The sequence below is a fragment of the Mesorhizobium sp. M0808 genome (assembly GCF_040320025.1).
Lineage (GTDB): Bacteria > Pseudomonadota > Alphaproteobacteria > Rhizobiales > Rhizobiaceae > Mesorhizobium.
Genome location: NZ_JAMYOX010000014.1, coordinates 64,104 through 87,852 on the forward strand (window position 1 = coordinate 64,104; position 23,749 = coordinate 87,852).

The 23,749-nt window shown below is 62.3% G+C and carries 23 protein-coding genes and 1 tRNA gene; 16 read left to right on the top strand and 8 right to left on the bottom strand.

The window, feature by feature from the left end:
- Nucleotides 1–4 precede the first annotated feature (4 nt).
- Nucleotides 5–577: a DUF1697 domain-containing protein gene (locus NKI25_RS17725; RefSeq protein ID WP_352998879.1), complete on the bottom strand. Its 573-nt coding sequence runs from the start codon at nucleotides 575–577 to the stop codon at nucleotides 5–7.
- Nucleotides 574–1,830 carry a threonine ammonia-lyase IlvA gene (gene ilvA / locus NKI25_RS17730; protein ID WP_352998881.1) on the bottom strand — a complete coding sequence of 419 codons (1,257 nt, stop codon included), beginning with the start codon at nucleotides 1,828–1,830 and terminating at the stop codon, nucleotides 574–576. The genes NKI25_RS17725 and ilvA overlap by 4 nt, the downstream gene beginning before the upstream one ends.
- Before the next feature lie 128 nt (nucleotides 1,831–1,958).
- On the opposite strand from ilvA, the gene NKI25_RS17735 reads away from it, so the two are divergent.
- The 3 genes from NKI25_RS17735 (at nucleotide 1,959) to NKI25_RS17745 (ending at nucleotide 5,826) form a co-directional block, all read left to right on the top strand.
- On the top strand, nucleotides 1,959–3,353 hold the full coding sequence (locus NKI25_RS17735) for a hypothetical protein (protein WP_352998883.1): 1,395 nt from the start codon (nucleotides 1,959–1,961) through the stop codon (nucleotides 3,351–3,353).
- Nucleotides 3,354–3,456: 103 nt separating this feature from the next.
- Complete coding sequence (locus NKI25_RS17740; RefSeq protein ID WP_352458455.1) at nucleotides 3,457–4,530, top strand: alpha/beta hydrolase; 1,074 nt, start codon at nucleotides 3,457–3,459, stop codon at nucleotides 4,528–4,530.
- A gap of 132 nt (nucleotides 4,531–4,662) precedes the next feature.
- Nucleotides 4,663–5,826, top strand: a complete 1,164-nt coding sequence (locus tag NKI25_RS17745) for an alpha/beta hydrolase (RefSeq protein WP_023674782.1) — start codon at nucleotides 4,663–4,665, stop codon at nucleotides 5,824–5,826.
- 257 nt (nucleotides 5,827–6,083) lie between these two features.
- Here NKI25_RS17745 and ade read toward each other — a convergent pair whose 3' ends face one another.
- Together ade and NKI25_RS17755 are read right to left on the bottom strand one after the other, a co-directional pair.
- Nucleotides 6,084–7,895, bottom strand: coding sequence for an adenine deaminase (ade, locus tag NKI25_RS17750; protein ID WP_352593812.1), 1,812 nt, complete (start codon nucleotides 7,893–7,895; stop codon nucleotides 6,084–6,086).
- A gap of 547 nt (nucleotides 7,896–8,442) precedes the next feature.
- Nucleotides 8,443–8,895 (bottom strand): cupin domain-containing protein, encoded by a 453-nt coding sequence (locus NKI25_RS17755; protein ID WP_352570883.1) that lies wholly within the window; start codon nucleotides 8,893–8,895, stop codon nucleotides 8,443–8,445.
- 278 nt (nucleotides 8,896–9,173) lie between these two features.
- Between NKI25_RS17755 and NKI25_RS17760 the strand changes: the two genes are divergently transcribed.
- Nucleotides 9,174–9,259, top strand: a tRNA-Leu gene (locus tag NKI25_RS17760).
- A gap of 155 nt (nucleotides 9,260–9,414) precedes the next feature.
- Here the strand turns inward: NKI25_RS17760 and NKI25_RS17765 are convergent.
- The 3 genes from NKI25_RS17765 to NKI25_RS17775 all read right to left on the bottom strand — a co-directional run bounded on the left by NKI25_RS17765 (nucleotide 9,415) and on the right by NKI25_RS17775 (nucleotide 11,624).
- On the bottom strand, nucleotides 9,415–10,428 hold the full coding sequence (locus tag NKI25_RS17765) for a hypothetical protein (RefSeq protein ID WP_352998885.1): 1,014 nt from the start codon (nucleotides 10,426–10,428) through the stop codon (nucleotides 9,415–9,417).
- Between the two features lie 24 nt (nucleotides 10,429–10,452).
- Nucleotides 10,453–10,803: a hypothetical protein gene (locus tag NKI25_RS17770; RefSeq protein ID WP_352998887.1), complete on the bottom strand. Its 351-nt coding sequence runs from the start codon at nucleotides 10,801–10,803 to the stop codon at nucleotides 10,453–10,455.
- A gap of 242 nt (nucleotides 10,804–11,045) precedes the next feature.
- Nucleotides 11,046–11,624: an NUDIX domain-containing protein gene (locus tag NKI25_RS17775; protein ID WP_352998889.1), complete on the bottom strand. Its 579-nt coding sequence runs from the start codon at nucleotides 11,622–11,624 to the stop codon at nucleotides 11,046–11,048.
- 153 nt (nucleotides 11,625–11,777) lie between these two features.
- Between NKI25_RS17775 and NKI25_RS17780 the strand changes: the two genes are divergently transcribed.
- From NKI25_RS17780 to NKI25_RS17815, 8 genes are all read left to right on the top strand, one after another.
- Entirely contained in the window at nucleotides 11,778–12,881 is a 1,104-nt protein-coding gene (locus tag NKI25_RS17780) for an NADH:flavin oxidoreductase/NADH oxidase (RefSeq protein WP_352998891.1), read from the top strand.
- A 606-nt stretch (nucleotides 12,882–13,487) separates the two neighbouring features.
- The gene (locus NKI25_RS17785) at nucleotides 13,488–13,805 is read left to right on the top strand and encodes an SH3 domain-containing protein (RefSeq protein WP_352570878.1); all 318 of its coding nucleotides are present in this window, start codon (nucleotides 13,488–13,490) and stop codon (nucleotides 13,803–13,805) included.
- 62 nt (nucleotides 13,806–13,867) lie between these two features.
- Nucleotides 13,868–14,161, top strand: coding sequence for a DUF982 domain-containing protein (locus NKI25_RS17790; RefSeq protein WP_031211240.1), 294 nt, complete (start codon nucleotides 13,868–13,870; stop codon nucleotides 14,159–14,161).
- A gap of 28 nt (nucleotides 14,162–14,189) precedes the next feature.
- Nucleotides 14,190–14,429: a DUF2188 domain-containing protein gene (locus NKI25_RS17795; RefSeq protein WP_023674770.1), complete on the top strand. Its 240-nt coding sequence runs from the start codon at nucleotides 14,190–14,192 to the stop codon at nucleotides 14,427–14,429.
- A 164-nt stretch (nucleotides 14,430–14,593) separates the two neighbouring features.
- On the top strand, nucleotides 14,594–15,679 hold the full coding sequence (locus tag NKI25_RS17800; protein ID WP_023674769.1) for an ABC transporter ATP-binding protein: 1,086 nt from the start codon (nucleotides 14,594–14,596) through the stop codon (nucleotides 15,677–15,679).
- 33 nt (nucleotides 15,680–15,712) lie between these two features.
- On the top strand, nucleotides 15,713–17,038 hold the full coding sequence (locus NKI25_RS17805) for an ABC transporter substrate-binding protein (protein ID WP_352570877.1): 1,326 nt from the start codon (nucleotides 15,713–15,715) through the stop codon (nucleotides 17,036–17,038).
- Between the two features lie 191 nt (nucleotides 17,039–17,229).
- Entirely contained in the window at nucleotides 17,230–18,081 is an 852-nt protein-coding gene (locus NKI25_RS17810; RefSeq protein ID WP_502897398.1) for a carbohydrate ABC transporter permease, read from the top strand.
- A gap of 1 nt (nucleotide 18,082) precedes the next feature.
- Entirely contained in the window at nucleotides 18,083–18,976 is an 894-nt protein-coding gene (locus NKI25_RS17815; protein WP_023674766.1) for a carbohydrate ABC transporter permease, read from the top strand.
- A gap of 92 nt (nucleotides 18,977–19,068) precedes the next feature.
- On the opposite strand, the gene NKI25_RS17820 is transcribed toward NKI25_RS17815, so the two are convergent.
- The gene (locus tag NKI25_RS17820; RefSeq protein ID WP_352998895.1) at nucleotides 19,069–20,055 is read right to left on the bottom strand and encodes an alpha/beta fold hydrolase; all 987 of its coding nucleotides are present in this window, start codon (nucleotides 20,053–20,055) and stop codon (nucleotides 19,069–19,071) included.
- Between the two features lie 149 nt (nucleotides 20,056–20,204).
- Between NKI25_RS17820 and NKI25_RS17825 the strand changes: the two genes are divergently transcribed.
- The 4 genes from NKI25_RS17825 to NKI25_RS17840 all read left to right on the top strand — a co-directional run bounded on the left by NKI25_RS17825 (nucleotide 20,205) and on the right by NKI25_RS17840 (nucleotide 23,204).
- The gene (locus NKI25_RS17825; protein WP_352998897.1) at nucleotides 20,205–20,954 is read left to right on the top strand and encodes a competence/damage-inducible protein A; all 750 of its coding nucleotides are present in this window, start codon (nucleotides 20,205–20,207) and stop codon (nucleotides 20,952–20,954) included.
- A gap of 78 nt (nucleotides 20,955–21,032) precedes the next feature.
- The gene (locus NKI25_RS17830; RefSeq protein WP_352699960.1) at nucleotides 21,033–21,866 is read left to right on the top strand and encodes a universal stress protein; all 834 of its coding nucleotides are present in this window, start codon (nucleotides 21,033–21,035) and stop codon (nucleotides 21,864–21,866) included.
- Between the two features lie 127 nt (nucleotides 21,867–21,993).
- On the top strand, nucleotides 21,994–22,494 hold the full coding sequence (gene gpt, locus NKI25_RS17835) for a xanthine phosphoribosyltransferase (RefSeq protein WP_023674762.1): 501 nt from the start codon (nucleotides 21,994–21,996) through the stop codon (nucleotides 22,492–22,494).
- A 221-nt stretch (nucleotides 22,495–22,715) separates the two neighbouring features.
- Nucleotides 22,716–23,204, top strand: coding sequence for an NUDIX hydrolase (locus NKI25_RS17840; RefSeq protein WP_352458592.1), 489 nt, complete (start codon nucleotides 22,716–22,718; stop codon nucleotides 23,202–23,204).
- Nucleotides 23,205–23,749: the final 545 nt, after the last annotated feature.

A 23,749-nucleotide genomic window follows, 5' to 3' on the forward strand; every position in this document is an offset into this window, starting at 1 on the left:
CCTGTCAACCGCCGGCCTGGGCCATGTCCAGCAGCATCAGCACGGTGCGCCAATTGCGCGCCGTGCCCGGCACCTTCAGAACGCGCGGAATGAGATTGGCAAACACCGATTTGCCGAGCCCGTCAGGCGCATGCAGGTAGAGCACGTCGCCCTTGATCTCGAAGCGTTCTGGCCCGGTACATTTTTCCGCCAGCCGGGCGACCTCCTCGGCGGTCGGCCGGCGCTCCAGCGCATAGGCATGCAGCTTGGTCGGCTCGCCGGCCACTTCCGGATAGGGATTGTCCGCCGCCAGCCGCTCGAGCCAGCCGAGATCGCGCACCATGATGCGTGAATGGAATCCCCATTTCTTCTCGAATTCCGCTTCCAACCGCTTGGTCAGCGTCGCCGCATCGCCATCTGGCGACCGGAACACGGCGTTGCCGCTCTGCACATAGGTGGCGACATCGGAGAAGCCGAGCTGCTCGAAAAATGACCTGAGTTCCGCCATCTTGACGATGCGGTTGCCGCCGATATTGATGCCGGAAAACAGCGCGATAAAAACGTTCGCCGGAGCGTTCGGAAGATCGTTGCTGCTCATATGATGAACCCGGCGAGCGTCTCGTTGTCTGTGATGTCCTGGTAATGGACGCTCTCGGCGTCGAAATTCGCCTTGAGCAGGTCGAAATTGCGGCGGTCCTTGGTTTCGATGCCGATCAGCACCGAACCGAAATTGCGCGCCGATTTCTTCAGATATTCGAAGCGGGCGATGTCGTCGTCGGGACCCAGCAATTCGAGGAAATCGCGCAGCGCGCCGGGCCGTTGCGGAAAGCGGATGATGAAGTATTTCTTCAAGCCCTCGAAGCGCAGCGCCCGTTCCTTCACATCGGGCAGCCGCTCGAAATCGAAATTGCCGCCCGACACCACGGCAACGATGGTCTTGCCCCTGATTTCCTTCCTGGAAAAATCCTTGAGCGCATCGATCGCCAGCGCGCCGGCCGGCTCGAGCACGACGCCTTCGACATTGAGCATTTCGATCATGGTCGCGCAGAGCCGGTTTTCCGGGATCAGCCGCACGGTGTCGGCGGCAAACTCCCTGAGGTGGCGCAGCGGCTCGCGGCCGATCTCGGCCACCGCCGCGCCGTCGACGAAATTGTCGACCTTGGCGAGCTTGACCCGCTTTCCGGTGGCGAGGCTCTCGCTCAGGCTCGGGGCGCCGGCCGGCTCGCAAAAGACGAAGCGTGTCTCTCGCTGCTGGTCGGCGAAATAATGGATGACGCCGGCGGCCAGGCCGCCGCCGCCGACCGGCAGCATGACGATATCAGCCATGCGCGCACCGGGCATCTGGCCTGATATCTCGTAGGCGACGGTCGCCTGCCCTTCGATAATGTCCTTGTGGTCGAAAGGCGGCACCATGTGGGCGCCGGCAGTTTCGGTGAATTCGAGTGCGGCGCGGTAGCAGTCGTCGAAAAAATCGCCGACCAGCCTGATCTCGACGAAGACGCCGCCGAACAGCCGCGTCTTGTCGATCTTCTGCTGCGGCGTGGTCACCGGCATGAAGACGACGCCCTTTTTGCCGAAATGGCGGCAGACGAAGGCAAAGCCCTGTGCATGATTGCCGGCGGAAGCGCACACGAACAGCTCGGCCTCGTTGCCGGCGGCGAGCGTCTTGCGGAAGAAGTTGAAGGCGCCGCGGATCTTGTAGGAACGCACCGGCGTCAGGTCCTCGCGCTTCAGCAGCACCCGCGCGCCGGTCTTCTTCGACAGATAGTCGTTTTCCTGCAGCGGCGTCTCCGGAAAAATCTCGCGGATCGCCGCAGCGGCAGCAGCGACGCGAGAGGAGAAACTAGTCATGGCAAGAGCACTCCACAGGCTACGCGAGTTCGGTCCCGCTATTGCATATCCGGCCTCGCGAAGCCATTGTCCGGCCGCCCCGAAGGGGCATTTCCGGAATCAACGTAAGCATTTGGGGGCGTTTGCTCATGCCTGTCGCATCGGTTGCCCGGAAAACCGTGTCGCTGCCGGAATTCGGCGAGCCGACGGTGATGCCGCTGGTTACGCGCGCCACCTGTGAGGCCCGCATCGCGGCACTGGTCGCGCGCGGCGGGTTCGATGCCTTCGTCGTCTATGGCGACCGCGAACATGCGGCCAATGTCGCCTACCTCTGCGGCTACGATCCGCGCTTCGAGGAGACGCTGCTGGTCATCGTTCCCGGCAAGCCGCCGAAACTGCTGGTCGGCAATGAGGGCTGGGGCTATGCCGAGATCTGCGATGGGCCGTACGAGCGCGTGCTCTACCAGACGTTTTCGCTGCCGGCGCAGCCGCGCGACCGCTCGCAAGCGCTGGCCGACATCCTCGTCGATTGCGGCCTGAAAGCCGGCCAGCGCATCGGCGCCATCGGCTGGAAGCCGTTCGGCCCCGGCGATGCGGGTTTTGGCGAAACGACGCTCGACCTGCCGTCCTTCATCGCCGACACGTTGCGCAGCCTTGCCGGCGATAGGGGCGTGATCGTCAACGCGGCGAACCTTTTGATGAATCCTACCGACGGCCTGCGCGCCATCAACGAGGCCGACCAGCTGGCCGCGTTCGAATTCGCCGCGACCTATTCCTCGCAAGGCCTGCGCAACGTCCTGCAAGGCATCGAACCCGGCATGACCGAATTGCAGGCGGCGCGGCTGATGGGCATCAACGGCCTGCCGCAATGCTGTCACCCGATGCTGTCGACCGGCAAGCGTGCGGCCTATGGCCTGCCGAGCCCGCGCCTCGACATCATCAAGCGCGGCGACCCGATCACCATGGCCTATGGCATCCAGGGCTCGCTCAATGCGCGCGCCGGTTTTCTGGTCGAGGACGCGGCCGAGCTTCCGAGGGGCATCCAGGACTATGTCGAGAAGCTGGTCGCGCCCTATTTCTGCGCCGTCGTCGACTGGTACGAGACGGTCGGCATCGGCGTTCCCGGCGGCGCGTTGTGGCAAGCGGTGCACGACCGCATCGGCGATCGGTTCTTCGGCGTAGCGCTCAACCCCGGCCATCTCATCCATATCGACGAATGGATGCATTCGCCGGTATTTTCCGGCTCCGACATCAGATTGAAGTCGGGCATAGCCTTGCAGGTCGACATCATCCCGGCGACCGGCACCGATTATTTCACCACAAACATCGAGGACGGCATCGCGCTGGCCGACGAGGCGCTGCGCGAAGAGATCGCCGCGCGCTATCCCGAAGCCTGGCGCCGCATCGAGGCGCGCCGCGCCTTCATGACCGACGTGCTCGGCATAAGGCTGAAGCCGGAAGTGCTGCCGTTTTCCAACATTCCGGCGTTCCTGCCGCCGTTCTGGCTTTCGCGCAACAGTGCGATGGCAGTCGCGAGGCGCTGAGCGCATTTCGGCGCCTGCGACTTACTTCCGCCGCACTTGGCCTGTCCGGGAGGTGCGGCGGAGGTGGATGGGCCTTTGGTCAGGCCGGAGTGGAATTGCTTAAGTGCCCTTGAAGACGATTTGCATCATTCTCATTGCCGCGCTGCTCGCCGGCTGCGGCGGGCGTCAAACCGAGGAACTGCTCGGCAGCGCCATGATGGCGGTGCCGGTGACGGAAATCGCCGGCAACCACTCGATCTTCATCGCAACCACGCGCAAGCGCTCCGACGATCCCGACAAGGTCTTCGACGGCGAGCGCTCGGCGACGCTGAACTATGCCCGCGTCAACGTCACCGTCCCCGGCATCCACAAGACAGGCCAGATCGAGCGGCGCTCGCGCGGCAAGTCGGACGATCCGGCCAAATACTTCATGGCTTCCGAGGTCGTCGGCTACGACACCCAGCCGAAATTCTCCAGCGCGCTCAGCGCCGACATCGCGGCGCGCGGCGGCCGTGTCATGGTCTTCGTCCACGGCTACAACACCGGCTTCGACGACGCCGTCTACCGCGTCACGCAGATCACCCATGATTCCGGCTATCCGGGCACCCCGGTGCTGTTTTCCTGGGCGTCGGGCGCAAAGACCACCGACTACGTCTACGACAAGGAAAGCGCCAGCGTTGCCCGCGACCAGCTCGAAGTGACGCTGAGAATGCTGGCGCAGACCGGCGCACGGCGCATCGACATCGTCGCCCATTCGCTGGGGACCTGGGTTACCATGGAGGCGCTGCGCCAGCTCGCCATCACCGGCGACCGCGATCTGGGCGGCAAGCTCGGCGACGTCGTGCTGGCCTCGCCCGACATCGACGTCGACGTGTTCAAGAGCCAGATGCGCCGCTACGGCAAGCCGGACAAGCCGTTCATCCTGCTGCTCTCCGACGACGACCGGGCGCTGCGGCTCTCCGGTCTGATCGCCGGTGCGCGGCCGCGCGTCGGCGACTACAAGGACGCCGCCGACCTCGCCAGCTATGGCGTGTCGGTCGTCGATCTCTCCAGCGTCAAGGGAGCCGACCGCTTCAACCACACCAAATTCGCCGATAATCCGGAATTGGTGCAGTTGATCGGCCAGAAGCTGCGCGAGGATGACGGGTTTGCCAGCGACCGCGAAGTGACAGACCGCATCGCCTCGGTCGGACAATAGCTGCATTGCGCGGCAGTGACTGTTGACCATTGCCGCACCATCGGAACAGTTTGAACTGGACCGTGCCGGGCTCTGCCTCTATCGAATAGGCCAAGACGTCTCCGGCTCGACGTCGCCTTTGCGGGAGCCCGCGTGACCGTGCCTTCGAAGATCTTTCTCGTCGTTGCGTTCGCGCTCGCGCTGGCAAGCTGCGCCGGCCAGAACACGCACGACTTGCTCAACAAGACGACAATCACCGTGCCTGCTTCCGACATTGCCGCGACGCACAAGATCTTCGTCGCCACAACCCGGCAAAAGGCAATGAAAGCGCCCCGGCAGGTGTTCGATGGCGACCGTTCGCCGACCACCAGCTTTGCCAGCGTCGAGGTGACGGTGCCCAAAATTCACCAGCTCGGCGCCATCGAGCGGGTCAAGGGATCGGCCAACAGCAATCCGGCGAAGGATTTCACGGCGACCGGCGTCACCTTCTACGAAGGCGCGCCGCAATTCGCCAAGGCGGTCGGCGCCGATATCGCGATGCGCGGCGACCGCGCGCTGGTTTTCGTGCACGGCTTCAACAACGGCTTCGACGACGGTATCTACCGGCTGACGCAGATCGCGCACGACACGAAATACCCGGGCACGCCGGTGCTGTTTTCGTGGGCGTCGAGCGGCAAGACGACCGGCTACATCTACGACAAGGAAAGCGCCAATGCGGCGCGCGACGATCTCGAAGCGACGCTGCGCATGCTCGCCAAGAGCCGCGCCAAGAGCATCGACATCATTGCCCATTCGATGGGGACCTGGGTGACGATGGAAGCGTTGCGCCAGCTTGCCATCACCGGCGACCGCGACCTCGGCGGCAAGCTCGGCTATGTTATCCTGGCTTCGCCCGATATCGACGTCGACGTGTTCAAAAAGCAGATGATCCGCTACGGCAAGCCCGACAAGCCGTTCGCCGTGCTGCTTTCGGGCGACGACCGGGCGCTCAGACTGTCGACCCTGATCTCCGGCGACAAGCCACGCGTCGGCGACTATGGCGACGCGGCCGACCTCGCCAGCTATGGCGTCTCGGTGGTCGACCTGACCAAAACCAAGGGCGGCGACCGGCTGAACCACGCCAAATTCGCCGACAACCCGTTCCTGGTGCAGCTGCTCGGCGACCGCTTGCGCGCCCCGGCCGGCCTCGCCTCCGAAGAGACCGCGCCGGCCCAGCTCGACAATCTCGGCCAGGGCCTCGGCAAGGCCGTCGGTTCGGTCGCCGAAATCGTCATCACCACGCCGTTCAAAGTGCTGACCATCGCCACGGGCGGGTGAGCCGACCTCTACTGCCAAACGCGCCGGTGATTGGCAGCTGTCAACAAAAACGCTCTGTAGCGATCCTTCGCGCCCCCCTCTGTCCTGCCGGACATCTCCCCCTCTAGTGGGGAGATTGGCCGCCACTTTCGGCTTTCGCCAATCTCCAACTCTGACGAACAACGCGCTGTCGACGAAACTGCCAATCTCCCCCCTTGAGGGGGAGATGTCCGGCAGGACAGAGGGGGGGCGCTGTCCCTCCAGGGTTCAGTGATTCTTCAAACGAACAAATCAACTTTCTGGAAAGTCGTCACGTCGATCAGGCCGACGTCGGAAATCCTGAGCTCGGGGATGACGACCAGCGCCAGCAGCGAGTGCTGCATGTAGGCGTTGTTCAGCGAGCAGCCCATCTGGCGCATGGCGTCGCTGAGTTTGTCCGCCTTGGCGGCGACGATTTCCGCCCGCTCGTCCGACATCAGCCCGGCGATCGGCATTTCGACCAGCGCCAGCTCCTTGCCCTTGGAGAACAGCACGACGCCGCCGCCGACCTCGCCCAGCCGGTTCACGGCCAGAGCCATATCCTGCTTGTTGGTGCCGACGACGATGATGTGGTGGGCATCATGCGCCACGCTGGAGGCCATGGCGCAGTCGCCGATGTAGCCGAAGCCGGAGACGAAGGCGTTGGTGACGCCGCCGGTGCCCTTATGGCGCTCGACCAGCGCGATCTGGCAGACATCGTTGCGACGGTCCATGGCGACCAGCCCGTCCTCGACGGCAAGATCGGCCTCCAGCGCCCGCGTCGGCGCCTGGTTCTCGATGACGCCGATGACCCGCACCCGCACCTCGTTGGCGCCCATGGGTGCGGCGATGTCGAAGTCGCCGGGTTTGAGCTTCCTGCCGAGCTTGACGGTGTTCTTCGCCGTCTTCGGATAGTCGTAGGCCGGAATGTCGATTTCGAGCTTGCCGCCCTTGGCCAGCCTGACGCCGCGGCCATAGACCTCGTCGATGGTCATTTCGGCCAGGTCGGAGATGATCAGCAGATCGGCGAGCCGTCCCGGCGCGATCGAGCCGATCTCGCGCTCCAGCCGGAAATGCTGGGCGGTGTTGAGCGTCGCCATCTGGATCGCCGTCACCGGCTTCAAGCCCTGGCTGATGGCGTGGCGCACGACCCGGTCCATATGGCCTTCGTGCACCAGCGTACCGGAATGGCTGTCGTCGGTGCACAGGATGAAGTTGCGCGGGTCGAGCCCGCTCTCCGTCACCGCCTTGATCTGCGAGGCCACGTCGTACCAGGCCGAGCCCAGCCGCAGCATCGCCTTCATGCCCTGGCGGACGCGCGCGATGGCGTCCTCGGCGCGTGTGCCTTCGTGATCGTCCTCGGGGCCGCCGGCGACATAGCCGTGGAACGGCAGGCCGAGATCGCGCGAGGCATAATGCCCGCCGACCGTCTTGCCGGCCCTCACCGTCGCCGCGATCTCGCCCGACATCACCGGATCGTTGGCGGCGACGCCCGGAAAATTCATCACCTCGCCGAGCCCGATGATGTTCTCCCAGGTCATCGCCTCGGCAACGTCGGCGACGGTCAGCTCGGCGCCGGCATGCTCGAGCCCCGGGGCGGAGGGCACGCAGGACGGCATCTGCACGAGCACGTTGACCGGCATGGCGACGGCCTCGTCATGCATCAGCCGCACGCCCGGCAGGCCGAGCACGTTGGCGATCTCATGCGGATCGATGAACATCGAAGTTGTGCCATGCGGGATCACCGCGCGGCAGAATTCCGTCACCGTCACCATGCCGCTCTCGACATGCATATGCGCGTCGCAAAGCCCCGGCACCAGATAGCGGCCGCCGGCATCGACCACCTTGGTGCCCTGGCCGATGGCATGGCCGGCATTCGGCCCGCAATAGGCAAAGCGGCCGCCGGCAATGGCGATGTCGGTGCCGGCGATGATCTCGCCCGAATGGACGTTGACCCAGCGCCCGTTGCGGATGACGAGATCGGCGGGTTTGCGGCCCATAGCGACATCGACCAGATGCGTCGCCATCTCGGCCCAGGGTTTTGGTTTCGTCGCATTGGCGGTCTTCGGCATCAACAGGCTCCTCTTTGCCCGACTGTGCCAAGCCGCGAGGATTTTGACCAGCGAGGAAGTAAGCGCGGACGGCGAAGTTGCAGATCTCCCCCCTTGAGGGGGAGATGTCGCCGAAGGCGACAGAGGGGGTCGGGACGTCCTGACGCGAACCTTTACCGCGAAACAAAACAGGCTGGCGCTCGACGCGCGACGACCCCCTCTGGCCTGCCGGCCATCTCCCCCTCAAGGAGGGAGATCGATGCGCCATGGCTTTCGCCAATCGTCAAGGGCATTTTGTGCCGGCCGCAGCAACTTTGTTCTTGCTTTGTGCCGGCAGCTATGCTACTAATTTGGGTATGGTGCCAATTGGCTCCAACGACCCGCCTCCCGAGGCGGGTTATTCTGTTATGGCGCCATTCACGGCAAAATGGCCCAAACGGAATACGATTCCGTTGCGGCCAATCAGCTTTCGTCTCGTTAGAGGATCCTTCTGAATCGACGGTCGCGGAGTTTGACGCACTCCATCGTTCGAGCCTTCGGCCGGTTCACTCAATTCGATCCCGAACTGTCACTTTTTGCTTGGATCGTCCGCCGGGTTGACGTAGGTGATCTTGAATGGCCCCTCGCCATGAACCTGGATGATCGTATCGCTTGTCGTCCAGGCGAAGTGATTCATTCCGGCCGGCGCGACGCCGAAGCCGCCAGCAGTCAGTTCGACACCTTTCGCCTCGTCGAGCTTATCGCCCATTCCAATATGGAAGTTGCCGGAAAGCACCGTTACGTATTCCGTGGTGGGATGATTATGTGCGGCAATTTTGTAGCCGGCGGGTGTCTTCAACCGCAGCACATAGGCGCCGTCCTTTGAGGGATCTCCAGCGACAACAGCCATTTCCGCGCCAGCGGGAATGACAGCTGGAGCAGGACCCCATTTGATGTCTTTGGCGTTCATCGGCATCTCATCGGCAAACAGAGGCGCCGTCCCAACAAGCAGCAGTGCCAGGGCAGAGGCAAGCTTGAGCATGACAATCTCCCAGTGTTTGTAGAGGACGGCGTCGAGTATCGGCGCGCCGATCCACTTGCCACTTCGAGCCTACCAGGGCAGAGCGCCCGAACGCATCCTGCGAACGGGGGACGCGCATTCGCGGTAGCCGCGGAAGCTGCCGCTAAAAACATTTCCAGGTGAAACGATTTTGTTTGTATCACTGGAGGTGATCGGCCTCGCTAGCTTCCAGTGCCAGATTTGTCGACGGCAGAAGACGGCTTGACGGCCCCTGCCCGGCATCTGAAAAGGACTGGCCTGCGGACGTGGCGGAATTGGTAGACGCAAGGGACTTAAAATCCCTCGATCTCTGATCGTACGGGTTCGATTCCCGTCGTCCGCACCAGATTTGGATTTGCTCACCGATTCTCCTTTTTCCTTTTTGCCGGACGCCCCGGCAAAAATCGGACAGGGTATCCGCTCGCTATTCTCTAAGATGGAGTCGCGCCATGGCCTGGTCTGACCATCTATTTTTCGTCCCCCCATCATGGGCGTCGCCGGCTAACCTATTCGGTTCCATTGGCCACCAATATTTATCAGGTAACCAACTCGAACCTTCGGCATTGCCCTTTGCTCTTCTGGAACGTAACCAACCCCGATGGGGAAGTTGCCGAAAGGGGTGTGATTCTTCTCCGCGAGATATAAGAGCAGCGTTTCCGTAATCGCTGTTAGGCCCTCGACCCACGCAGACATGAATGCGGTAAGATTGGTTTCCTCAATAGGGGTCTTGGGATGCACGACTGTAATTGACGGCGGGGAAATTGTTCCGTCCAGTCTGAGTTGAAAATCCTTGGCCACGACCTGCTGATTTTCTTTACGATGCTCCACGCAATGTCGCGTGTTGCGGACATGATGGGCAAAGAGTGCCACTGCCTTGGCATACACTGTTGCTGGGTCATTCTCCCCAAAAGCTTTTGCTAGGGCCAGCGTGAGGTTGTCAGGAAATTTTCCTTCGACTTTCATTTGCGAGCCATAAAAAATCTCCGCTAGGCGATATATTGCCTGGAGTGCGTGCTCCGCCTTCTGAATGAACGTATTCGCTCGAGCCTCGACTTCCGTAGCGGCCGGCAATCTGGTCGGGTCTTTGGATGCCCTCACCTCGGCGATCCGCCTTTCCTCATCTGTCTCTAGCTGAGCAAGAACCTTCTGTGCTGCCAATAGCTGAGACATGATTTCGGCTGATATTAAAACCACACGGTCTCTTATCTTGGCGTCCGGAAAATGGGTTTTCGTAAAGAGTTGGCCAGCCGATAGTAACGTCCGGGCAACGATATCAGAGTCAGAACCGGCGTCAGCGAACAATTGCTGAGTGTTGGGGAGGTTAATGTTCGTGCGTTCAGGATCAATTTGATCCGCAAGTCTGACCGCATGCACGGAATCCTGCTTCACCATAAAGAGCGAATCCGTAGTCGCAACCATATCAAGGATTGCTGTTCCGTCGCCATGGTGGCCGATTTTCATCGAGAAAGCGGATTCTCGCTTTTGATCGATTGGACGCTTTGGAGGCTCGCTCATTGTCCCGCCTAGAAAGAGCCGCCGTTACAAAATCGCTGTGAGGATCAGGCCGGCGATAACCTTCACCGAGAATATCATGACAAAGAAGGCCAACAGGATCATGCCGAGAGACAAGGCGATGTTCAAAATCCATTCCCGCCTCAGGTTTGACGGATACAAGATAGATTGTGGGAAATGGGATATGACATAGAAGAGGATAGTGACCATGATCACGAACGAGCAAGCCCACAGTATGGTGCTCTGGGTCTTGAGATAGGCCGCATAGAAGGCGGACAGCAGGATTAAATATTCGAAGAACTCCAGGATGCGTTGAGCCGCCTCTCTCGCCACGGCGGTTTTAAACGAAAATGGTGTGAAGAATTGGTGCGCTTTCATCGTTCGTCCCCCAAGCACGACCGGCAGGCCGTGGCCTTACAAATATATATCGGGAGGCGGCATCATCCGAGTCAGGATTCGGCTATAATCGATTCGATTCCCGTCGTCCGCACCAGAACCAGCACTACCGGTTCAGCCTACGACCATTCCGGAAGTAACCAGCATCGACCGCCAGAGCCTACCCGCCCGGCGGGCGGCTCAGACAACTGACGCGGTGACGTCGCAGCCCCCGTCCACCACCTTCACCCACCGATCGGGTTCAGCTTCAAATGCTGGATCAGGATAATCGTCTTGGCGTCGATGATCCGACCATCGTGGATGCCGGCCAGTGCCTCGTCGAGCGGCATTTCCAAAACTTCGATGTCTTCGCCTTCGTCATGCGCGCCGCCGCCGTCGGAAATGCGGTCGGCGGGCGAATAGCGGGCGACGAAGAACCAGAGCCGCTCAGTGACGCTGCCGGGGCTCATATAGGGCGAAAACAGTCGCTGCACGTCCTTCAGACGGTAGCCGAGCTCCTCCTCGGCCTCCTTGCGAATGCAGGTTTCGGGATCGTCTTCGTCGAGCAGGCCGGCACAGGCCTCGATCAGCGGCTCCTTGTGGCCGGTGACGTAGGCCGGGTAGCGGAACTGCCGCACCAGAAGCACCGTCGAGCGGTCGGGATCGAAAGGCAGGATCACCGCGCCGTCACCGCGATCGTAGGTCTGGCGGGTGTGCGTTTCCCATTTGCCGTCGCGCCGGCGGTAGTCGAAGACGGTTTTTTTCAAAACCGCCCATTCGTCGGAAAGGACTTCCTCGGAGCGGATGCGAATGCGATCTTCCATGGTGGACTCCCTGCTGCCGCGGCAAGGCGTAGCCGCGAACGGCGGTTCGTGCAATCGGGCCACCAATTGGTCCAGTGCACCGGTTCACCGTCTCGTGTCTGGCGCTGGCACAATCGGCTGCATAAATAGCGGCAACCCTTTCCGGAGTTTTTTATGACCTCATCGCTTTTCCAGCCGATCACCCTCGACGGCCTGATCTTCCCCAATCGCATCGCGGTCGCGCCGATGTGCCAGTATTCGGCCGAGGACGGCTCGGCCAGCGATTGGCACCTCTATCACTGGATGAACCTGGCGATGTCCGGCGCCGGCATGGTCACCGTCGAGATGACCGATGTCGAACGGCGCGGCCGCATCTCGCATGGCTGTCTCGGCCTCTATTCCGAGGACAACGAGGCGGCCGCGCGACGCACGCTGGATGCAGCCAAGCGTGTCGCCGCACCGGGCACGAAATTCGGCACGCAGCTTGCCCATGCCGGCCGCAAGGCCTCGAACCGCAAACCTTGGGAGGGCGGCGGCCCGCTGCATGCCGATCAAGATCCGTGGCCGATCGTGTCGGCGTCGGCCATCGCCTACGACACCGGCTGGCAGGTGCCGCGGGCGCTGGAGGACGACGAGATCCTGCAAATCATCGAACGCTTCGCAGAAGCGGCACGGCGGGCCGAGCGCGCCGGCTTCGACTTCATCGAGCTGCATGCCGCGCATGGCTATCTGATCTTCCAGTTCCTGTCGCCGCTCTCCAACCGGCGCACCGACCGGTGGGGCGGCTCGCTGGAAAACCGCATGCGTTTCGCCGTCGAGATCGCCAAGGCGGTGAAGAAGGCGGTGCCCAGGCTGATGCTGGGCGCGCGTCTGTCGATCAAGGAATGGGTCGATGGCGGCTTCGAGGTCGAGGATGCGATCGAAGTGGCAAAAGCGCTGAAGGAAGCCGGCGTCGCCTATCTCTGCTGCTCGAGCGGCGGCAATTCACCGTTGCAGAAGCTGCCCTCCGGGCCCGGCTACCAGGTTCATCTGGCCGAAGCGGTGCGCAAGGCCGTCGGCATCCCGACGCGGGCCGTCGGCCTGATCGACGATCCGAAACAGGCCGAGGCGATCGTCGCCGACGGGCGCGCCGACATGGTGGCGCTGGCGCGCGCCTTCCTCGCCGATCCGCGCTGGGGCTGGCGCGCCGCGGCCACCTTCGGCGAAAAAATCCACCCGGCGCCGCAGCTTGCCCGCTCGGTGACGACGATGCAGCATTGGATGAAAGCGGCGAGCTGAAGGGGCGGGTTCTCGTCTCACCGGAAGGCGCGGGTAGTGTCTCAGTTTGAAATTTGACGGGCTGCTATTAGGCATCGGCCGATTGTCGCGCCACGCGCCGAACTCCTATATGCTTACCGGAAAGCATGGAGTGATTGAGCGGTGGTCCGATGCCTTGTCAGAATTGAAAACGAAGCAACGATGTGGACGTTCGCATCAATGCCTGTAGTAGGTGACCGGGTACACATGCCATCAGGCGATAGTCTGGCCATGTATGCGGTGACCGAGATAACGCATGTCCCGCAGCCGGCCACAGCAAGCGCGGAGAAAGTGCCGCTAGTGTTTGTCACTCTGGAAGGTGCAGGGGAGTAACAACAAGAGTGGGGCCTGATAGATAGAGCAAGCCGGCGTTCGCCCGAATGGTAAGGCCATGGCAAACCATGTCTTTAGAGAGACTGCGGTTCGACTCCCGTCGCCGGTAGGCCGCCTTCCAGAAGCGGCCTTTTTCATGTGAGAATTTTCAAACTGAGACACTACCAAGGCGCGCCACAGCTTCGCTTTGATCCTCTGCCGTTGTATGATGCGCAAAGGCTGCGGGTGGCGCGGCTGAGCTGGGGGAGCGAAACCATGTCTTTCAGAGGGATTTATGCTGCGGCTGCCGCCGCGGTGTTGGCCGGGCTGTCGTTCGCCGCACCGACGCCGGCCGAGGCGCAATATTGCGAAGGTACGGTGCACGGACTTTCCAGGCACTACAATCTGGCAACGGGAAGCGGCTTTCTCGCCGTTCGAGCCCGACCGAACTCGTCGTCGCGCATGATCGGGCAATTATTCAACGGCGACCAAACCGAGATCTTCGACCGCCGCGGAAGCTGGTACAAGGTCGATTTCGGCGGCCGCACCGGCTGGGCGAATGCACGCTGGCTGCGCAACGACTGCGGCTATTGAGCTATTTTCGCCTGAGCTAAAATAGCAGTTGCAACCAAATCGGCCGCTCCGCGTTGGCGGCGATGATGGACAGCAAGCCATTTGAAAAGCCGGTCGTGGTCGAACTCGGCCATGTCGGCAAATATCGGCAGATCCGCAGCGCCCAGGAGGCGGCGGAGTGCCTGATGACGGTCTGGCCACTCAATCGCGGGCCGCGTCATCGTGATGCCCTCGACACTTGCCTAAAAGTGCTGGAAGGTTATCGTTCGACGGCGGATGCGCGCCGGGCACTGATCGAAGCCGCCAGGGAATCGGACGTGCTGGTCACAGACGACAGGCTGCCAGACGACAGACTGGCCGACGACAGGCTGCATTGAGGCAACGGGCTTTCAACCGGAGGGTTTCATGGCGAAACTGACCTACAAGATCGTCGAGCATGACGGAGGCTGGGCCTACAAGGTCGGCTCGACATTCTCCGAAACGTTCCCAACCCATCAGGACGCGTTGCGCGCCGCCGAGATCGCTTCGGCCGAACAGCAGGTCGCCGGCAATACCGACGGCATCCAGTACGAGGACGCCGACGGCAAATGGCACGACGAGCTCGCAGATGGCCGCGACCGGCCGCAGACGGAGGTTTCGGATTAGGGTGTGTCGATATCCAGGTGATGCCGGGCTGCTTTACAGGTCGGTTTGGTAGCGCTACCGTCTCACATCGCGCGTGACCGGAGAGGAGCCTGGGCGCTGTCGCGGTCCAGGCAGGAAAGCGGTTTCCTTCGAAGTCGTTGCGGGAATCAATCGGGAGGAGATCGATGGCGTCTGTCGCGATCGGCGATGTCTACAAATCATTTGGGACCGTCGAGGTCCTGCACGGGGTCAGCGTCGATATAGACGACGGCGAGTTCGTCACGCTGGTCGGTCCTTCGGGTTGCGGAAAGTCGACCCTTCTCAGGATGATCGCCGGCCTGGAAAAGATCTCGCGCGGCCAGATCGCGATCGGCAAACGTGTCGTCAACAACGTTGCGCCAAAGGAGCGCGACGTCGCCATGGTCTTCCAGAACTATGCGCTCTACCCGCATATGACGGTCGCCGAGAACATGGCGTTCTCGCTGATGCTCAAGGGCGTTCCCAAGACGGAGAGCGATGCCGGCGTGCGGCGCGCGGCCGAAATCCTGGGACTGGTGCCGCTGCTCGACCGCTATCCGCGCCAGCTTTCCGGCGGCCAGCGCCAGCGCGTCGCCATGGGCCGGGCGATCGTACGCGACCCGCAGGTCTTCCTGTTCGACGAGCCGCTCAGCAATCTCGATGCCAAGCTCCGGGTGCAGATGCGCGCCGAGATCAAGGAACTGCACCAGCGCCTGAAGACGACGACGGTCTACGTCACCCACGACCAGATCGAGGCGATGACCATGGCCGACAAGATCGTCGTCATGCATGACGGCATCGTCGAGCAGATCGGGCCGCCGCTCGAGCTGTACGACCGGCCGAACAATCTCTTTGTCGCCAGCTTCATCGGCTCGCCCGCCATGAACATGCTCAGGGGCGAGATCGTAAGCGACGGCTCGCCGTCATTTCGCGGCGCCGGAGGGATTTCGGTCCCGTTGGCCTCGGCACTTTCCATCGGCAATGGTGAGCCGGTCGTGCTGGGGATACGGCCCGAGCATTTACGGCTGTCCGACCATCAGGGCATCCCGGTCACCGTCGTGGTGGTCGAGCCGACAGGGTCCGAAGTGCAGCTCATCGGCCGCACCGCCGGCGGCGAGGAGATCGTCGCAAACTTCCGGGAACGCCATTCCTTCACGCCAGGCGAAACCATCCGGCTTACGGCCGAGCCTGGCCTCATCCATCTCTTTCACGGCAAAACCGGACAGCGGTTCGAAACACCCATCGGGCAGTAGGACGGCAAGGACAATAAGCAGGAGGAAGCGAGCATGAAATTCACCAGACGCGACGTGATCCGCACCACCGCCGGTGCGGCGGCGGGAGCCTTGGGAAGCCGGTTCATCGGCTCTCCCGCCTTTGCCCAGGAGGGGTTGAAATACAAGCCCGAGGACGGCGCCAAGCTCAGGCTGCTGCGCTGGTCGCCCTTCGTGCAGGGCGACGAGGATCAATGGCTGGCCAACACCAAGCGCTTTACCGAAGCGACCGGTGTCGAGGTCCGCGTCGACAAGGAAAGCTGGGAGGACATCCGCCCCAAGGCGGCGGTCGCCGCCAATGTCGGCTCCGGCCCGGACCTGATGTTCGTCTGGTTCGACGACCCGCACCAATATCCCGACAAGCTGCACGACGTGACGGAACTGGGCGAATATCTCGGCTCGAAATATGGCGGCTGGCACGATGGACCGCACCAATATGCGACACGGCAAGGCAAATTCCTCGGCCTGCCGCTGGCGACCATCGGCAATGCCATCGTCTATCGCGAAAGCTGGGTGAAGGAGGCCGGCTTCTCCGAATTTCCGAAGGACACGGCAGGCTTGCTCGAGCTTTGCAAGGCATTGCAGGCAAAGGGGCACCCGGCCGGCTTCACGCATGGCCACGGCGTCGGCGACGGCAACAACTACGCCCACTGGCTGCTGTGGAGCCATGGCGGCCAGATGGTCGACGAGAGCAGCAAGGTGACGATCAACAGCCCCGAGACGCTGAAGGCGATCGAATACGCGCAGGAGCTCTACAAGACCTTCATTCCCGGTACCGAAAGCTGGCTCGACGTCAACAACAACCGCGCCTTCCTGGCCGGCGAATTGAGCGTCATCGCCAACGGCATTTCGGCCTACAACACCGCCAAGATCAACAAGGACAAGGATCCGAAGCTCACTGAGATAGCCAAGGACATCCGCACCACCAACCTGCCGATCGGCCCGGTCGGGAAATCCGTCGAGCTGTTCCAGGTGACCACGGCCGTGATCTTCGACTACACGCCCTACCCCAACGCCGCCAAGGCCTACCTGCAGTTCATGTTCGAGGATCCGCAGATGTCGCAGTGGATCACGTCGTCGGCAGGCTATTGCTGCCAGACGCTCAAAGCCTTTGACAACAACCCGGTGTGGACGGCCGATCCGAACAATGCCGCCTACGCCAAGGCCTCGGCGACGCTGCGGCCCAACGGCTATGCCGGCCCGCTTGGCTATGCCTCGGCAGCGACCATGGCCGACTATGTGCTGGTCGACATGTTCGCCAAGGCGGTGACCGGCCAGGCGACGCCGCAAGAAGCGATGGAAGAAGCCGAGAAGCGCGCAAACCGCTACTATCGCGTTTGAGCCGGGTTCAGCCGGGCAGCCATGCTGCCCGGCTGGCTTTGGACTGCGTCGCGGCCGCCCGCCGATCAATGAGACCTTAGAGGAGCAGACCCATGGCCGTGACCTCCGCTGCCGTTCAGCCACGCCGGTCGACGCTGTCGCGCATTCTAGCGTTCGTGTCTGAAAGTCATAACGCGCTTGGCTTCGGCTTCATGCTGCCGGCGGCGGCGCTGCTACTGGTCTTCCTGACCTATCCGCTCGGGCTCGGCGTCTGGCTCGGCTTCACCGATGCCCGCATCGGCCGCCCCGGCATCTTCATCGGTATCGAGAACTACGAATATCTGTGGGATGACGCCGTCTTCTGGCTCTCCGTCTTCAACACCTTGCTCTACACGATCAGCGCCTCGATCCTGAAGTTTGCGCTCGGCCTGTGGCTGGCGCTTATCCTCAACCAGAACCTGCCGTTCAAGTCGTTCTTCCGCGCGATCGTCCTGCTGCCCTGGGTGGTGCCGACGGTGCTGTCGGCGATCGCCTTCTGGTGGATCTACGATTCGCAATTCTCGATCCTGTCCTGGGCGCTTATGGAAATGGGCCTGATCGACCATCGCATCAACTTCCTCGGCGATCCCGAGAATGCGCGGGCTTCGGTCATCGCAGCCAATGTCTGGCGCGGCATTCCTTTTGTGGCGATCACGCTGCTTGCCGGCCTGCAGACGATTCCGCAGTCGCTCTACGAGGCCGCCACGCTCGACGGCGCCAGCCGCTGGCAATTGTTCCGCTATGTGACGCTGCCGCTGCTGACGCCGATCATCGCCATCACCATGACGTTTTCGGTGCTGTTCACCTTCACCGATTTCCAGCTGATCTATGTGCTGACGCGCGGCGGGCCCGTGAACGCCACGCATCTGATGGCGACGCTGTCGTTCCAGCGCGGCATTTCCGGAGGCCAGCTTGGCGAAGGCGCCGCGATCGCAGTTGCCATGATCCCGTTCCTGCTGGCGTCGATCCTGTTCAGCTATTTTGGCCTGCAGCGTCGCAAATGGCAGCAGGGCGGCGGAGATTGACATGACCGCGATCGAAACGAGCAAACGCCCGGAACTCGACGAAGGCGGCATGGGCTACCTGCAGAGTTTGCCGCGCCGCGTGGTGACGGTCTACCTGCCGTTGCTGATCTTCGTCATCGTGCTGTTGTTTCCGTTCTACTGGATGACGATCACGGCGGTTAAGCCCAACCTCGAGATGACCGACTACGCCAATTTCAATCCGTTCTGGGTGGTGCATCCGACGCTCGAGCATATCCGCTACCTGCTCTTCGAGACGTCTTATCCGGGCTGGCTGCTCAACACGATCATCATCTCGACCGCCGCCACGTTCCTGTCGCTGCTGGCTGCGGTGTTCGCTGCCTATGCGATCGAACGCTTGAGGTTCTCCGGGGCGCGGCAGGTCGGCCTCGCGGTGTTCCTCGCCTATCTCGTGCCGCCCTCGATCCTGTTCATTCCGCTGTCTGTGATGGTGTTCAACCTTGGACTTTACGACACGCCGTTCGCGCTCATCCTCACCTATCCGACCTTCCTGATCCCGTTCTGCACATGGCTGCTGATGGGTTATTTCCGCTCGATCCCGTTCGAGCTGGAAGAATGCGCGCTGATCGACGGGGCGAGCCGTTGGCAGATCCTCACCAAGATCGTGCTGCCGCTATCGGTGCCGGGCCTGATTTCCGCCGGCATCTTCGCATTCACGCTGTCATGGAACGAGTTCATCTACGCCTTGACCTTCATCCAGTCGTCCGAAAACAAGACTGTGCCGGTCGGCGTGCTCACTGAGCTGGTGCGCTCGGACGTCTACGAATGGGGGGCGCTGATGGCGGGAGCGCTGATCGGCTCGCTGCCGGTGGTGGTGCTCTATTCGTTCTTTGTCGAGCACTATGTTTCCTCGATGACCGGAGCCGTGAAGGAATAGCCGATATCCTGATTAGGTTCGGAGGTATTCCCGGCGGCCGGGAATGCCCGGGGCGGGCACCCTGCCGGCCGAGACCGCGTTCCGGAAGGGTGTCAGCTGCCGGTGTCGGACTTCGGCGCAAATGCGCGGTCGGCAATGCGTTCGATGAAAGCGACGACCTGTTCCGGCTCGACGAATTGCGGCATGTGGCCAAGCCCCTCGACAGGCTCGAAATGCAGCCCGCTGATCTTTTCCATCACCGGCCAGCCGTGGATATCCACGCCCAGCACGCGGTCGGAAGCACCAAACAGAATGCCGGCCGGCATGGTGATCTCGCGATAGCGTTGCTCGATGCGGCCAAGGTCGTGCTCGATGGCCACGACATCGGTCGACGTTGCATAGAAATGGCTTGGCCTCAGCCCGCACCAGCCGCCGCCCTCGACCATATAGTCGGCCGGCGCCGTCTGCGGCGCGAAAATGAAGGCAAGCGTCGCTTCGGCATATTTGAGAGCCGCCGGGATCGCCACCGTATGAGCCATGATCCGGCGCCGCAGCGGCGACTTAATGTACAGCGGGCCGAACTTCGCGCGCGCGTGCGGCTCCAGATGGGTCAGCGGTGCCAGCAATGCGATGCCGGAAATCGCCTCTGGATGCTCGATAGCCAGCGTCAGCGCGATGGCGCCACCCAGCGAATGACCGACGACCAGAGGCTTTTCCAGCCCAAGCGCGTCGATAAAATGCCGCACGATCTCGGCCTGCTCGGGCAGCCGTCCGCTGGCGCCCCTGGCCCGCACCGAATAGCCGGAGCCCGGACGGTCGAGCGCGACCAGCCGATAGTTCGGGCCGAACCGTCCGAACAGCGTATGGCCGAATTGATGAAGCTGCGCGCCGAGGCCGTGCAGGAAGACGATCGGCCGCCCCTCGCCCGTCTCGACATAATGGATGCGGTTGCCGTCGATCTCGATGAATTTGCCACTGGCCGGCACCAGCCTTTCGGCCTTCGCCGCGATCCGCAGCGTCGCCAGCATCGGATAGGCTGCCACGACGAGCGCCAGCAGAAACAGCGCACCGGGTAGCCATAGCAGAATCGATGCCGGCATGTCTTGCTCAGGGCTCCAAACCGGCACGCAGCATCACCCGCCGACGGGTGCACTGCAAGGGAGGTCGCACAGGTAGATCCGTCGTTTGGCGGCATTGCCGCCGGCCGTTTGCCGCGCTATCTCAGGCGACCCGTTTGCCGGAGCCAGTCATGACCGAAATCGTCACCGCCGCCATGCTCGTCATCGGCGACGAGATTCTGTCCGGCCGCACCAAGGACAAGAACATCGGCCACCTCGCCGACATCATGACGGCGATCGGCATCGACCTGAAGGAAGTGCGCATCGTTGCGGACGAGGAAGACGAGATCGTCGCTGCGGTGAATGCGCTGCGCACCCGCTATACTTATGTCTTCACCACCGGCGGCATCGGCCCGACGCATGACGACATCACCGCCGATTCGGTTGCCAAGGCCTTTGGCGTGCCATGCGAATACGACGCCAAGGCCTACGCCCTGCTGGAGGCAAGCTACGCCGCCCGCGGCATCGAATACACCGAAGCGCGCAAGCGCATGGCGCGGATGCCGCGCGGGGCAGACCACATCGATAATCCAGTATCGGTTGCGCCGGGCTTTCGCATTGGCAACGTCCATGTCATGGCCGGCGTGCCGGCGATTTTCCAGGCGATGCTCGACAATGTCGTGCCGACATTGCGGGCCGGCACCAAAATGCTGTCGGCAACCGTGGAATGCCCGTTCGGCGAAGGCCTGATCGGCGGGCCGCTGGGCGACATCCAGAAGGCGCATCCGGACACGATCATCGGCTCCTACCCGAAATATGGCGACGGCAAGTTCTGGACGGAACTGGTGGTGCGCGCCCGCAGCCAGCAGGCGCTGGACTCCGCACGCGCCGACGTAGAGGCTATGGTGGCGGGCTTGATCAAGGAAAGCCGAGTGGGCTGATCGGCCGGCCTGACGGAACCAGCATCGCGCAGTGACGTTTGTCACGGATGGGATCGCCGTAAGAAGTGAGGGACTGCCATGCGCTTCAAGACCATCGTCGCCATACTACAGAACGAACAGGATGCCGAGCGCGTCCTCGACTGCGCGATCCCGCTGGCCGGCCGGTTCCAGAGCCATCTGATCGGCATCCATGCCGAGGCGCTGCCCGTGCCCTACACCTCTGCCACCGGCTTTCCGGACACCGAGTTCCTGCAGGTTTCCGCCGACATGAACCGGGAGCGCGCCGAGAAATTGCAGGCGGCCTTTCACAAGCGCATCGAGAATTCCGGCCTGTCGTTCGAGTGGCGCAGTCTCGAGAGTTTTTCCGGCGACAGTGCGCTGACCGGCATCTCGACCGTTCGCACCGCGGACCTGATCATCGCCGCCCAGCGCGAATCGGGCAGCGACCCGAGCGCCGACGTCGACACGCTGGTCTACGACGCCGGCCGGCCGGTGCTGGTGGTGCCGCATTCGGGTCCGCTGGTGACCAGCTTCAAGCATGTGCTGCTCGCCTGGAACGGCAGCAAGGAAGCCGCGCGCGCGGCCTTCGATGCCCTGCCCTTCATCATCGAGGCCGAGAAGACGGACATCGTCGTCATCGACCCGCCCGATACGCTCGACGAGGCGCCGGAAACAGCCGGCGCAGAGATCGCCGCCTCGCTGTCCAGGCACGGCGCGACCGTCAGCGTCTCGGTGCTGAGGTCCGGCGGCGCCTCGGTCGACGACATCATCCAGACCAGGGTCGCCGAGTCGGGTGCGGACCTGCTCGTGCTCGGCGCCTACAGCCATTCGTGGCTGCGCCAGCTGCTGTTCGGCGGGGTGACGCGAACGGTGCTGCGCACCGCACCCGTGGCGGCCTTTCTGTCGCGGTAGGTTCACAGGGATAGCTGGCAGGACAATAGCTTTGCCGCGCCCTTGCCAAAGCCAAGCCTTTCCAGTTAATTCCGCGCGCATTCCATAGTGTCTGCGCGCGATGCGCGCTTTGCGGAGTGCGCGAAAGATGTCCCTGCCCGAAAAAGCCTTCCCGGTCTCCTGGGACCAGTTCCACCGCGATGCGCGCGCGCTCGCCTGGCGGCTTGCCGGCGCCAACAAGGGGCAATGGAAGGCGATCGTCTGCATCACGCGCGGCGGCCTGGTTCCGGCCGCCATCATTTCGCGCGAGCTTGGCATCCGCATCATCGAGACGGTCTGCGTCGCCTCCTACCACGATTATACCAGCCAGGGGCAGTTGCAGGTGCTGAAGGAGGTCACGCCGGCGCTGCTCGCCGATGACGGGGCCGGCGTGCTGATCATCGACGACCTCACCGACACCGGCAAGACGGCGGGCATCGTGCGCGCGATGATGCCCAAGGCGCATTTCGCCACCGTCTATGCCAAGCCGAAAGGCAGGCCGATGGTCGACACTTTCGTCACCGAGGTCAGCCAGGACACCTGGATCTATTTTCCCTGGGACATGGGCTTCACCTACCAGAAGCCGATCGCCGATGACCACGCCGGCTGATTCGCGCAACGCCGCTTGATGCACCGAGTCCGCCCAGGGGACCTCCGCACACCGATAAAGGCGTGGCGCGACGCTGCTGCAGTCGCGCCATTAGGCTGAGATCGGCGCAGATTGACGGAATCTGGCCGATCCGTGAAACATTTTTTACTTTCATTGCTTATAATTAGCCGTAAGATTCGTGAGACGGCAAATGATTCTGGAAGCTGGGGCAAGCTTCTCCGATGTTGACGAGGCCAACGACGCACAACCATAAGGCCGAAAGGGTCCGGCGACTCTTCGGCGCGGTGCCGTCCCGCCTTCAGGTTGCAGCCCTGCCCTGGCGCGATGGCGGCGACGGCGTCGAAATCATGCTGATCACCAGCCGCGATACCGGCCGCTGGGTGCTTCCCAAGGGCTGGCCGGAAGCAAAGGAGCCGCTTTGCGAGGCGGCGGCGCGCGAAGCCGGCGAGGAGGCCGGGCTGCGCGGCACGATCTCGCATCACGAGGCCGGCCGCTATTTCTATGCCAAGCTGCTGGATTCCGGCGAGGAAGTGCCGTGCGAGGTGCTGGTCTTCCCACTGCAGGTCGACAAGGTCGCCGACCGGTGGAAGGAAAAGCGGGCACGCACCCGCAAGTGGGTCAGCGCCGCCGAGGCTGTGCGCATGGTCAACGAACCCGACCTCAGCCAGATCATCGCCCATTTCTGCGCGGATCCGCATCGGTTCTCCTGAGTCTCAGTCGCGCATAGCCTATCGCTCAGGTGCTGTGAACGTCGTTGCCGAAGCGCCTCCACCCAAAGCCGACCCTTCCTTGCGCTCCGCTTCTATCCCCGTTATCCACATGTGTGACACACAAGATGTGGGGGTCATAAAAGCTACGCAAACGAATCCTTGACGTCGCAAAACGAGTCGCCTTTTATAGGCCATGCGCTCTTGTTGAGAGTGCGACCGGAAAAGTTTCGAGGCCGGTCTTTTTCCCGGAATATGTGCGTTTTGATCCGCGTTCCCGCCTGTTTACGAGGCCGGCGAATGCGTGGGATTTTGAAGCCTTGGGGGGCGAGAGGGGAGGATTGTCGGACTTGAATAAATTGTCTGTTAATACTATATTTAGTGTTTGCAGGTAGGTTCGACGCTAGATAATGTGAAGTTCCCTCGACCGAGGGCGTTACAAAAAGTTTTCAGCTTTGAGGGACCCACAGGGTCCGTGAGCGCGTTGGACAGCGGCCTCGCAAGAGGTTCGACCGGCAGGGCGGCGGAGACTGTGATGATGAGAGCCG

Bases quoted from the DNA above. Each gene is read 5' to 3' on its own strand.
- NKI25_RS17800 (WP_023674769.1), top strand. From the start codon at position 14,594: ATGGCGTCTGTCGCGATCGGCGATGTCTACAAATCATTTGGGACCGTC.
- NKI25_RS17755 (WP_352570883.1), bottom strand. From the start codon at position 8,895: ATGCTCAAGCTTGCCTCTGCCCTGGCACTGCTGCTTGTTGGGACGGCG.
- NKI25_RS17840 (WP_352458592.1), top strand. From the start codon at position 22,716: ATGTTGACGAGGCCAACGACGCACAACCATAAGGCCGAAAGGGTCCGG.
- NKI25_RS17735 (WP_352998883.1), top strand. From the start codon at position 1,959: ATGCCTGTCGCATCGGTTGCCCGGAAAACCGTGTCGCTGCCGGAATTC.
- NKI25_RS17780 (WP_352998891.1), top strand. From the start codon at position 11,778: ATGACCTCATCGCTTTTCCAGCCGATCACCCTCGACGGCCTGATCTTC.
- NKI25_RS17775 (WP_352998889.1), bottom strand. From the start codon at position 11,624: ATGGAAGATCGCATTCGCATCCGCTCCGAGGAAGTCCTTTCCGACGAA.
- NKI25_RS17810 (WP_502897398.1), top strand. From the start codon at position 17,230: ATGCTGCCGGCGGCGGCGCTGCTACTGGTCTTCCTGACCTATCCGCTC.
- NKI25_RS17805 (WP_352570877.1), top strand. From the start codon at position 15,713: ATGAAATTCACCAGACGCGACGTGATCCGCACCACCGCCGGTGCGGCG.
- NKI25_RS17765 (WP_352998885.1), bottom strand. From the start codon at position 10,428: ATGAGCGAGCCTCCAAAGCGTCCAATCGATCAAAAGCGAGAATCCGCT.
- NKI25_RS17825 (WP_352998897.1), top strand. From the start codon at position 20,205: ATGACCGAAATCGTCACCGCCGCCATGCTCGTCATCGGCGACGAGATT.
- NKI25_RS17815 (WP_023674766.1), top strand. From the start codon at position 18,083: ATGACCGCGATCGAAACGAGCAAACGCCCGGAACTCGACGAAGGCGGC.
- NKI25_RS17725 (WP_352998879.1), bottom strand. From the start codon at position 577: ATGAGCAGCAACGATCTTCCGAACGCTCCGGCGAACGTTTTTATCGCG.
- NKI25_RS17785 (WP_352570878.1), top strand. From the start codon at position 13,488: ATGTCTTTCAGAGGGATTTATGCTGCGGCTGCCGCCGCGGTGTTGGCC.
- ade (WP_352593812.1), bottom strand. From the start codon at position 7,895: ATGCCGAAGACCGCCAATGCGACGAAACCAAAACCCTGGGCCGAGATG.
- NKI25_RS17770 (WP_352998887.1), bottom strand. From the start codon at position 10,803: ATGAAAGCGCACCAATTCTTCACACCATTTTCGTTTAAAACCGCCGTG.
- ilvA (WP_352998881.1), bottom strand. From the start codon at position 1,830: ATGACTAGTTTCTCCTCTCGCGTCGCTGCTGCCGCTGCGGCGATCCGC.
- NKI25_RS17790 (WP_031211240.1), top strand. From the start codon at position 13,868: ATGATGGACAGCAAGCCATTTGAAAAGCCGGTCGTGGTCGAACTCGGC.
- NKI25_RS17820 (WP_352998895.1), bottom strand. From the start codon at position 20,055: ATGCCGGCATCGATTCTGCTATGGCTACCCGGTGCGCTGTTTCTGCTG.
- NKI25_RS17830 (WP_352699960.1), top strand. From the start codon at position 21,033: ATGCGCTTCAAGACCATCGTCGCCATACTACAGAACGAACAGGATGCC.
- NKI25_RS17795 (WP_023674770.1), top strand. From the start codon at position 14,190: ATGGCGAAACTGACCTACAAGATCGTCGAGCATGACGGAGGCTGGGCC.
- gpt (WP_023674762.1), top strand. From the start codon at position 21,994: ATGTCCCTGCCCGAAAAAGCCTTCCCGGTCTCCTGGGACCAGTTCCAC.